Here is a 10,813-nt window from a genome sequence, read left to right as displayed (position 1 = left end):
TTTTCAATTAAATTAGAATAATCGAATCAAATGCATAGTTAACAAACGATACGTACAAAAAAGGGGCTAAAAGCCCCTTTTTTTAACGATTATGAGTGCTTGGGGTCAATCTGCTTTAACTTGTTGCAGAGGTTGATCTAAGAAACCCTTAATAAGTGCCGCTGCCTTATCATCATCCCAATCGACAAAAGTACGAACAAAAGCAATTAACTGCCCCTCCCTATTGAGGATAAAGGTCGCTGGGATCGTTTCCAAAGGAAATACATGCCCTAGCTTTTGCTCTTTATCATAATAGGTGTTGAAGCCTTCCATTCCTAACGATTTAAGAAATGGCTCAACTTGCTTATTTCCTTCTAGATCGATTGAAACTGGCAATACTTCAAAATCATCCGATCCGATCTTGGCAGAGAACCGACTGATCGCCGGCAACTCTCTAACACATGGAGGACACCAAGTGGCCCACATGTTTACCATGATAACTTTGCCTTTATACTGGCTAAAGTCTACGGCGTTACCTTTACTGTCTTTAAAAGGTACAGCTTCGATCGGAAATGGCTGAGGTAAGACACTAATAAGATCGACACTTGACTGAACTTGTCTTTCAGCTTGCTTCTCCATACCTGGATAAGCTTGCGCGCCAACAGCAAACAACATAGTTGCTGCAAGCAGGCCCACTATAGACAATCTCATTTAGCATCTCTCTTTAATAGACGATCGAGCTCTTGCTGATCTTCAGTGCTTAAGTCTTGATTGTTTACTTCTGCTATACGTTGCTTACGAATGAAGAAGAATCCAATCAAGCCACCAAATAACAGTAGCGCTAACGGTCCTAGCCAAAGCGCGTATGTTTTCGCTTCCATTCTTGGCTTATAAAGCACGAATTCACCGTAACGGCTCGTCATAAACTCAACAATTTCATCATCCCCCTTACCCTCATCGACCATCTGATAAACTTCAAGACGTAAGTCTTGAGCAACAGGAGAGTTAGAATCGATTAGGTTTTGGTTTTGACACTGAGGACAACGTAAAGAATGGGCAAGACTTAACGCGCGCTTTTGGTTAGCAACAGACTTAAATTCATATGTGTCTACTGGTGTGGCATTAGCGAGTGACGCCATGCTTAACAAAAGCACTAAAGCTGTAAAGCCTTTCATTAATGATTTAATCACGATGCACCATCCTTCACAGCTTCAGCCTGGAGCTGTTGAACCATTGGATAAAGTGTTTCCTTCCAGACATTACGATCAATTGGACCTGCGTAACGGTATCGAATAATACCTTTATGGTCGACCAAGAAGCTTTCTGGTGCACCGTACACACCAAGATCTAAGCCTAAACGTCCATCATGATCATAGATGTTGATAGCGTATGGGTTACCTTCACGACTCAGCTCACGGATAGCGAGAGGACGATCATCACGGTAGTTGATACCGTAGATAGGCAAAATATTCTTACGCGCTAAAGTCATCAAGAAAGGATGCTCATACTTACATGATGGGCACCAAGTTGCCCATACATTAAGTAAGCCAACTTTACCTTTCAGTGTTTCATTACTAACTGTGTCACCAGACTCTAACACTTCTAACTGGAAAGCCGGGATCGGCTTTCCTTCTAAAGCTGAGTCAAGTTTTTGTGGGTTAAGGAAGAGCCCCTTATAAAGGAACACTCCCATACCTAAAAACACGACAAGTGGAATAAATAAAACTAGCTTTTTCATACTTACCCTATACCAATTAAGCGGTTGCTAACTTATCGGCATCTTTAGCAGCTTTCTTTTCTGCACTAGTTGCCTTAACACGGTAACGCTTATCAGAAGCTGCGAAGAAACCACCAACCATCATGAAGATAGAACCAAACCAAATCCAGCGAACAAATGGCTTATAGTTTAGACGTACAGCAAACTCGGTACGACTAATTGGGTCACCCATCGTCACATAAAGGTCGCGGAATAATCCCCAGTCAATACCAGCTTCAGTCATATCCATAGTGCGCACATTATATTGGCGACGATCCGGTCTTAGCAATGTGACGTATTCATCACCTTGATAGACTTCAATCTGACCTTGCTGCGCAGTGTAATTAGGACCTACTACATTCTTAGTTTCAATATAGTTGAATGTGTATCCCGCAAGCTCCTGAGAGATACCAGGCCCCATACGTACACTCTTCTCTATTGAGTAATTAGATACCATAGTGGCACCTACTACTGATACCGCAATACCGAGGTGAGCGATGATCATCCCTAACTGACTACGACCTAGTCGTGTCATGTCTATAGAACCATCTTTAGTCTTAACGATGTTGTATGCGGCACGGAATGTCATCAACATGACCCATACAGCAATACCAATACCGAATACCACCCAGATATTAAATTCACCGTCAGCCAAGAAAGGTGCAGCTAGACCAACCACTGTGGCAATCATTGCTGGAACAATAATCTGACGCTTAAGTTCACCCGTTTTCGACTTCTTCCAACGAATATTCGGGCCAATTCCCATAAAGGCAAATAATACTAGAACGATAGGAACAAATACTGCGTTGAAGTATGGAGGGCCTACAGAAATCTTACCCATGCCTAATGCATCGATTAGCAGTGGATATAACGTACCAAGTAATACCGTACCGCAAGCAACTGTCAGCAATAGGTTACAGATTAATAGCATCGTTTCTTTAGATTTAAGCTCAAAGCGGGCTGGGCTACTCATCTCACTCGCTCTAAAGGCGAATAAGGTTAGTGAACCACCAATAGCTAAACCTAACAATAAGAGAATGAACATACCTCGGCTTGGATCAGCCGCGAACGAGTGAACTGAAGTCAATACACCAGAACGAACAATGAAGGTACCCAGTAAACTTAAAGAGAATGCAAAGATTGAAAGCAATACAGTCCAGTTACGGAATGCGCCACGCTTCTCAGTTACGATAAGTGAGTGAAGTAGAGCTGTACCAATCAACCAAGGCATGAAAGATGCGTTCTCAACTGGATCCCAGAACCACCAACCACCCCAGCCAAGCTCATAATAAGCCCACCAAGAACCCAATGAGATACCGCCAGTCAGGAATACCCAAGCAGCTAGCGTCCATGGACGGCTCCAACGAGCCCAAGCAGAATCAAGACGGCCACTCATCAATGCTGCTATTGCGAAAGCAAAGCTAACAGAGAAACCTACATAACCTAGATAAAGCATTGGAGGATGGAAAATCAATCCAACGTCTTGCAACATTGGGTTAAGGTCACGGCCTTCCATAGGAATAGGGAATAAGCGCTCAAACGGGCTAGACGTTAGCAACATAAACAGCGTAAAGCCGATTAAGATCATCGCTAGAACAGCAAGAACACGTGCAGTAAAGACTTCTTCTAAACCTTTACTAAATAGTGCAACTGCCGCGGCCCAAGCTGCTAGTGAGAATACCCAAAATAGCAAAGAACCTTCATGGCCACCCCATACTGCAGCAATCTTAAAGAAGATTGGCAATTCAGAGTTCGAGTGATGTGCTACATAAGCAACAGAGAAGTCATCGACGGCAAAGCTATAGCCAAGCGCAATAACGGAGAAGAGAATAAAGAAGAACATACCGTAACTTAGTGGCCAAGCATAGCGCACTAGGTACTGGTCTTTACGAGCTACACCTACTAAAGGAACGATGGCTAACAGCATGGCAAATGCCAGGCCGATAATCAGCGAAAAGTGTCCTAATTCTGGGATCATGGGTTTTCCTCAGTCCTAAATCATGTATTGTTAAGCTATCGCTTAATCATTACATACGTGTTAGTAGTTAACACTATTAAAAGGTACAAATTTTAGCTCAGTTTAGTATTTGCTATTGTTAATGTCTGCCTATTTCGTACAAATATGGGTGACTTGTCGCATTCTTCCCCTATCTTATTAACAAACACACATAAACAATTGCAGATCACATTCCACTGTAAACCGAGCATATTTAGCGGAATTTTAAGGTCTGACAGACAAAGTTCCCGTAAGTTTCAATAAGATTTACAAATAGAATCAATTTGTGAACAAGTACTCAACTATGACCTTTTAAGGTTATATTACTGTTCAATGAATAATCTTTACGTATAATCTTATCCCTAGTTCAGCGGTGAATCCGCTTTTTCGCAAACGAAAGTGAAATAGACATAATGACCACATTCTGGATTTTAATAGCCTCATTCCTGTTGGTTAGCTTAGCGCTAATTTGGTTCCCACACTTCCGCCAGCAGCGTATGCTGAGAGCTGAAGAAGCGGGTGTTCGTAAAGATACCAACCTTGAATTATTCAATGAACGCCTTTCAACATTAGAGAAAGAACTTGAAGATGAGCGACTCGATCAACCTGAGTTTGACGCACTAAAGAAAGAGCTCGAAATCAGCTTACTTCAAGATATGAAACAAGGTAACGATGAATCACTCGTTAACAACCTTAAGCCAAAAAGTATTCTTTGGCCTTCAGTCATGTCTGCAGTTATTATTGGTATTTGTGGTTACATGTACTCAACTTTGGGTGCATACAAAAACCTAGACCAACCAATGACTGCAAATGATCCACATTCTGGCCAGACAACCGAGCAGATCATGTCTCAGCGTGTAGAGATGATGGAAGCGCAAGTACAAGCTGAACCAGAGAATAGTCAATTATGGTTTGGCCTAGGCCACGCTTATATCTCTGCAAATCGTTACGATGATGCAATTAAAGCATTCGATAAGACGATGGATCTTGTCGGCGTCCATGCTGAACTGCTTGGTCCTAAAGCCACTGCGCTTTATTACCGTTCAAACCAGCAGATGACCCCAGCAGTGCAAGCGCTCGTTGATCAGGCTTTAGCACTTGATGCTGAAGACCCATCAACATTATTACTTGTTGGTATGGATTCATTCTTCACAGCTGATTATCAAAAAGCGATTAACGCATGGCAGCTAATCCTAGATAGCGACCGCAGCGACGTAGATCGTGGTGCAATCATGAACGCTATCGATAGCGCAAAAATGCGAATGAACTCTGAAGGCGTTATGCCAAATGATGACGCTCACAAGAATGTAAAGTCTGATGCAACCGCTAAAACTGTTACTGTTGAAGTCTCCATCTCTCCAGAACTACAAGCTAAAGTGTCTAGCACTGATATGTTATTCATCTTCGCTCGCTCAACTGAAGGTCCAAAGGTTCCACTTGCAGCGACTAAAGTTTCTGCTGAGTCTCTACCGGTAACCATCACGCTAGACGACAGCACCAATATGGGCGGTAACGTTAAGTTGAGTGACGCAAAAGCAGTTGAAGTCATTGCAGTACTTTCTAAACATGGCAGCGTTAGAGCGCAAACTGGTGATATCCAGGGCACACTAGCCATGGTTAAAGTCGGTGAAACTGGCCAACTCGTACTAGATACTCAAGTACAGTAAATCCTAATTACCAATGAGAAAACCGGCATTAGCCGGTTTTTTTATGTCTATATTATGAGGCAGGAAATTGTACCGATGATGATGCCTCCCCTTTCAGCTTAAGCATCATCAAAATAGTCAGGTTAAACCCGCTCCATTAACGACAGGTATTTTGTATAAACATTCTTCATTCAAGCTAATGAATGGTTCTTACGCGTAAACCCCAAATAAATCCCACTCTATAAATTGTTCACCAAAGTCATTAGATAATATATAAACGGATACCTTGCCTGCCAATTCAGAGCCTCAAGATAAAGGAAGTTACACCTCACTATGCATGGCTAATACCAATCTGTATAAGAAGTTGATCTACTCAGAACGTTTTTTGGTAAATTAATTCAAGGCGAATAACTGAATGAATGGTTGCTCCCTTGTGAAGTTGTTGAACGCAGAAGTAGGCAGCCAAAAACGCTCCAGAATGGCGAGGTTTAGCGGCTCTGATACTGTGACTCTTATGGAACAAGAGGGAGCTTAACCTAGTTCAACTATGCGCTTCACTCGTTGCAAACCACATGGTCTTGTATGTTCCCGACATACATAAGACATTTCCTCTATCCCTGGAGGTCAGATGTGGTGAATGTCATTAATGCACGACTATATGGATATAGGAGGTAGAGTAACGCAGGAGCAGTTACCGAGGAGCATTTGATGACCTTGTCTCAGTGCCGCTAAACTCTCGCTGAGCGACCAAATCTTTATACTAATTGGTATAAAACATCTTAATAGCCCGGCCTAACAACATGGCAGACCAAATAACAGGTACAAAAAAACCGGCTAATGCCGGCTTTTTTTAATGTCTAACTAAAAGTTACTTAGACATGTACTCGATTGCTTTCGTGTAATCTTCATCAGAGCAATCAGTACACATGCCGCCTGGTGGCATAGCATTTAGGCCTGACTTAACAGAAGATACTAGAGCTGGCATGCCTTTAGCTAGGCGTGGCTCCCATGCCGCTGCGTCATGTGACTTTGGCGCGCCAGCAACACCCATGCTGTGACATACTTGACATGCCTTGTCATATACAGCCTTACCATCTTGGGCAAAAGCGCTTGTAGACAGAGTCAAAGCTGCAGCTGCAGTCAGTGCTAATAATTTTTTCATTTTATACGTTCCTAATGCAAATTCTAACAAAGCTCACGCTGCCCTCATAAAATTCGGCAGACTTCTTAAATCTCGGCTAGGTTACTACAAAGTTCAACAAATGGCATCTTTTTGTGATATTAATCGCGACAATGGGGTTTTCGCAAGACATAACTCTCAAAAAGGTTAATATATTAGCAAATGTTTAAAAAGTTCATAGAAAATACATAATATTCGAACTACATCAAATTGCTGACACTTAGCAACAAGCAAGACTAAACGCTTGAAAGTGTATGTGTTAGTATCTCTTGTGTTTTCATACAGCTTGATATAGAGGGCTCAGTGGTAGAAAAATCAAAAGCAACAACACTGGTATCAGCTAATAACTTAACCTGCATCAGAGAAGAACGTATTCTATTTGATGAACTTAGCTTCGATATTTCTGAAGGTGAGATCGTTCAAATCGAAGGTCCTAACGGTGCTGGCAAAACAAGTCTTTTGCGGATTATCGCCGGTTTATCTCGCCCCTATGCCGGGCAAATCAACTTTAAGGGTGAAGACATAAACCGCTGTCGTGACGAGTACAATGATGAGTTATTGTATCTTGGCCACCTTGCTGGTGTTAAAAGTGAGTTAACAGCCGAAGAAAATCTTAACTTCAATTTAAGAATTAGTGGGTATGATGAATTCGATACTCGTGAAATTCTATCTAAAGTCAATCTGTCAGGTTTTGAAGAAGCGCTCGCAGGTCATTTATCAGCAGGTCAACATAGACGAACAGCACTCGCTAGACTATGGCATACCAACTGTAAGATATGGCTACTTGATGAGCCTTTTACCGCTATCGATAAGAAAGGCGTTGAAGAACTCGAACACCTGTTTTTAGCCCATGCAAAACGGGGGGGATGCGTAATATTGACCACACACCAAGATATGGGTGTGATTGGTGATGATATTCTTCGTAAAATTCGTCTCGATTATCGCTTTGTATAAGGTTTGGCAATGAAGAAAGGTATCAGTTATACCAAAGCGTTTAACACGCTGTTAAAGCGGGATCTGCAGATAGCTATAAGACATCGCGGTGATATTTTCAATCCGCTACTGTTTTTTGTCCTAGTGGTTACCCTGTTCCCACTTGGCATCGGACCCGAGCCTCAAGTATTAACACGCGTTGCACCTGGCATTATTTGGGTTGCGGCACTATTAGCATCAATGCTATCGCTCGAACGTTTATTTAAGGCGGATTACGCTGATGGTAGCTTGGAGCAAATGCTACTGAGTCCTCAACCTTTACCTTTGATGGTATTGGCTAAAGTACTGGCGCATTGGATATTAACAGGTGTACCTTTAATTTTAGTTGCACCTTTATTAGCAGTGTTACTGCATCTAGACGGTAATAGCTATGGCGCATTGATTGCGACACTAGCCCTCGGTACACCGGTATTAAGTTTACTGGGAGCCATTGGTGTAGCTCTAACTGTAGGTTTACGTAAAGGCGGCGTGTTATTAAGCCTATTGATATTGCCTTTATATATTCCTGTTTTAATTTTTGCTACCAGCGCGATTGATGCTGCTGGTATGAATTTACCCTATGATGGTCAGCTCGCTATTATTGGCGCAATGCTGGTCGGTTCATTAACGTTAGCACCTTTTGCAATTGGTGCATCCTTACGAGTGAGTACTAACTAAAATGTGGAAATGGTTACATCCATACGCGGATCCTGAACGCGCCTACAAACTCTCAGGCACCCTACTACCTTGGTTTGCCATGCTTGCCATCTCTTTTATCGGTATTGGTACAGTATGGGGCTTAGCATTTGCTCCAACCGATTATCAGCAAGGTGACAGCTATAGAATCATCTTTATCCATGTACCTGCAGCGTCGATGTCAATGGCCGCTTACATGGCAATGGCGACTTCATCATTCATTGGTCTAGTGTGGCAAATAAAATCTGCTGATTGGGCCGCCGCTGCGATTGCACCTATTGGTGCGGTGATTACCTTTATTGCACTGATTACGGGGGCAACGTGGGGTAAGCCGATGTGGGGCACTTGGTGGGTATGGGATGCACGACTAACCTCTGAACTAGTCTTGTTGTTTTTATACTTGGGTGTGATCTCTTTATATGCATCTTTTGAAGATAAAGTGCTTGCAGCAAGAGCCGCTGGGATCTTAGCAATCGTAGGTGTTATTAACATTCCAATCATCAAGTACTCTGTTGATTGGTGGAGCTCACTACATCAGCCTTCAACTATACGCATCACAGAAAAATCTACGATGCCAACAGAAATGCTATACCCGTTATTGATTAACATCGCAGGCTTCGGATTAATGATCGGTGCGATTACATTAGTGAGATTTAGATCAGAAATTTTAGCACGAAATGGAATGCGTCCATGGGTGCGTGAACTTGCTAAAGCAGAAGGGGTCAAATAATGCAGTTCGACTCAATTAGTGAATTTTTCAACATGGGCGGCTATGCTTTTTATGTATGGTTGGCTTATGGTGTAACTTTTCTTTCACTAGGTACCCTGGTTGTCCTTAGTGTTAGACAGAAACGTAAGGTATTAGTTGAAATCGCAAAAAAGATCCAACGCGAAGATCGCCTTAAAGAAACTCGGAGTATTAAATAGTGAATCCTAGACGTAAAAAACGCCTTACCCTTGCTGTAGCCCTAATTGTCGGTGTAGCAGCAATCGCTTCTTTGCTTTTATATGCGCTGAATTCAAACTTGAACCTTTTCTTTACACCCACTGAAATTGTACAAGGTAAGAAAGATACTGGGGTTATGCCTGAGATTGGTCAACGTATTCGTGTCGGCGGTATGGTAACCGTTGGCTCTATGGTACGTGACCCTGAGAGTTTGCATGTAGAGTTTGCTGTACATGACGCTGCAGGTGGTGAAATCATCGTAACTTATGACGACCTATTACCAGATCTATTCCGTGAGGGACAAGGCATTGTGGCGCAGGGCGTACTTGCTGCACCGGGCGTGTTACAAGCGACTGAAGTTCTGGCTAAGCATGATGAAAACTACATGCCACCAGAAGTTGCCGAAGCCATGGGTCAAACTCATGAGAAACTGGATTATAACCAAGAGCAAAAAACTGGCGGTTACTAAGCCTAGCTCGTTATCATCTTAATCAAAAAGCCTTCGTCATGAAGGCTTTTTTGTATCTATCAAAATAGATAAGGTTCAACCACTAGGCTATCCGGACGCCAGTAACGCTCTCTATCACGCACTATACAACCGTGACACCTTTGGGCAGCATTGCAGCTATTTATCGTCTAAACGTATTGATAAGGCTGATATAGGCTGATATAGGCCTACTTAGTACAACATAATCAAAAACGGCCAGAAATAACATCTAGAAACCAACCAAAAAAATAGATATTCCTACAAATCTAACTAATAGTATCAAAGAGGTATTAAATGAGCTCAAGAATAGAGGCAGCGTCAGGTTATGCTTGAGCTTGAGCTTGAGATTAAGTTTGGGTTGAAGAGATTGGGTTTGAAGTAAGCTTTATAGCCCTCGAAAGGAAGATGCACAATAGGAAGGCATCCGAAAAACACACATATGCAGTCCTACCATTACGCTTCACAAAGCGAACGAGCACCTTGGCATATCGAGTACGATTAAATAGGGTTCACATCAAAGATCTGCTTCTACTGTTGTTATGTCCCCATTCAGCGTTAAGTGACCTAAAAATAATGCGTCCGAACAGTCAGATAGTTACTTAATTATGCCGGGAACTAACTTTAAGTAGAACACCTGCTTATATCAATTGATATTGCGGATAACACTGTTTACGTTTCTCGTTGAGTATTCATACTCCATGTTCTTAGCATTGCAGTCAAATCAGCAACGACTAGCCTGTGGATATCGCTAACATCTTGGCTCATGGCGTTAGCTAACTGAAAACTTCCTGAGATAATTATAATCACTATAATAAAGCGCTCTACCAGAGTATTTTAGGCAAATTATGTCTAGTCAAATACATGATGGGACTGTTGCCCCCTTGAAACATCATTCAACACTGAAGTAAGCAGCCATAAATACTCCGTACTGCACTTCAACTTTGAACAAGGCTAACGCCGCGAATGCTGCGTTAATACCAATCAGTATAAGAAGTTGATCTACTCAGAACGTTTTTTGGCAAACTAATTCAAGGCGAATAACTGAAAGAATGGTTACTCCGTTGTGAAGTTGTTCAACGCAGAAGTAGGCAGCCAAAAACGCGCCAGAATAGCGAGTTTTAGCGGCTCTGATACTGTATTAACGAGCTTAAACGT

11 protein-coding genes are annotated in these 10,813 nt (G+C 42.3%); 6 read left to right on the top strand and 5 right to left on the bottom strand.

Going from position 1 to position 10,813, the window contains the following annotated elements; all coding sequences use genetic code 11:
- Positions 1-105 precede the first annotated feature (105 nt).
- The 4 genes from ACVBIK_RS15550 to ACVBIK_RS15535 are packed head-to-tail and all read right to left on the bottom strand — an operon-like array spanning position 106 to position 3,713.
- On the bottom strand, positions 106-690 hold the full coding sequence (locus ACVBIK_RS15550) for a TlpA disulfide reductase family protein (RefSeq protein WP_447162256.1): 585 nt from the start codon (positions 688-690) through the stop codon (positions 106-108).
- On the bottom strand, positions 687-1,154 hold the full coding sequence (nrfF, locus tag ACVBIK_RS15545; protein ID WP_447162257.1) for a heme lyase NrfEFG subunit NrfF: 468 nt from the start codon (positions 1,152-1,154) through the stop codon (positions 687-689). The genes ACVBIK_RS15550 and nrfF overlap by 4 nt, the downstream gene beginning before the upstream one ends.
- 11 nt (positions 1,155-1,165) lie before the next feature.
- Positions 1,166-1,717: a DsbE family thiol:disulfide interchange protein gene (locus ACVBIK_RS15540; protein WP_447162255.1), complete on the bottom strand. Its 552-nt coding sequence runs from the start codon at positions 1,715-1,717 to the stop codon at positions 1,166-1,168.
- Positions 1,718-1,733: 16 nt separating this feature from the next.
- A complete protein-coding gene (locus ACVBIK_RS15535; RefSeq protein WP_447170045.1) occupies positions 1,734-3,713 on the bottom strand; it encodes a heme lyase CcmF/NrfE family subunit in 1,980 nt (659 codons plus the stop codon).
- Positions 3,714-4,144: 431 nt separating this feature from the next.
- Between ACVBIK_RS15535 and ccmI the strand changes: the two genes are divergently transcribed.
- Positions 4,145-5,398, top strand: a complete 1,254-nt coding sequence (gene ccmI, locus ACVBIK_RS15530) for a c-type cytochrome biogenesis protein CcmI (protein WP_447164526.1) — start codon at positions 4,145-4,147, stop codon at positions 5,396-5,398.
- Between the two features lie 847 nt (positions 5,399-6,245).
- Here ccmI and ACVBIK_RS15525 read toward each other — a convergent pair.
- Positions 6,246-6,539: a c-type cytochrome gene (locus ACVBIK_RS15525; protein ID WP_447162252.1), complete on the bottom strand. Its 294-nt coding sequence runs from the start codon at positions 6,537-6,539 to the stop codon at positions 6,246-6,248.
- Between the two features lie 321 nt (positions 6,540-6,860).
- On the opposite strand from ACVBIK_RS15525, the gene ccmA reads away from it, so the two are divergent.
- From ccmA to ccmE, 5 genes are read left to right on the top strand one after another with little or no spacing between them, the layout of a single operon-like run.
- On the top strand, positions 6,861-7,511 hold the full coding sequence (ccmA, locus tag ACVBIK_RS15520) for a cytochrome c biogenesis heme-transporting ATPase CcmA (RefSeq protein WP_447162251.1): 651 nt from the start codon (positions 6,861-6,863) through the stop codon (positions 7,509-7,511).
- A 9-nt stretch (positions 7,512-7,520) separates the two neighbouring features.
- Positions 7,521-8,207: a heme exporter protein CcmB gene (ccmB, locus tag ACVBIK_RS15515; RefSeq protein ID WP_447162250.1), complete on the top strand. Its 687-nt coding sequence runs from the start codon at positions 7,521-7,523 to the stop codon at positions 8,205-8,207.
- Position 8,208: 1 nt separating this feature from the next.
- Positions 8,209-8,955: a heme ABC transporter permease CcmC gene (gene ccmC, locus ACVBIK_RS15510; RefSeq protein WP_447162249.1), complete on the top strand. Its 747-nt coding sequence runs from the start codon at positions 8,209-8,211 to the stop codon at positions 8,953-8,955.
- Entirely contained in the window at positions 8,955-9,152 is a 198-nt protein-coding gene (gene ccmD / locus ACVBIK_RS15505) for a heme exporter protein CcmD (RefSeq protein ID WP_447162248.1), read from the top strand. The genes ccmC and ccmD overlap by 1 nt, the downstream gene beginning before the upstream one ends.
- The gene (gene ccmE / locus ACVBIK_RS15500; protein ID WP_447170044.1) at positions 9,152-9,640 is read left to right on the top strand and encodes a cytochrome c maturation protein CcmE; all 489 of its coding nucleotides are present in this window, start codon (positions 9,152-9,154) and stop codon (positions 9,638-9,640) included. Before ccmD ends, ccmE begins: the two co-directional genes overlap by 1 nt.
- The last annotated feature ends 1,173 nt before the right edge of the window (positions 9,641-10,813 follow it).

The organism is Shewanella sp. 125m-1, assembly GCF_052977065.1.
The sequence above is the reverse complement of the archived record's forward strand: the minus strand, read 5'-3'. Positions and strand labels throughout refer to the sequence as shown.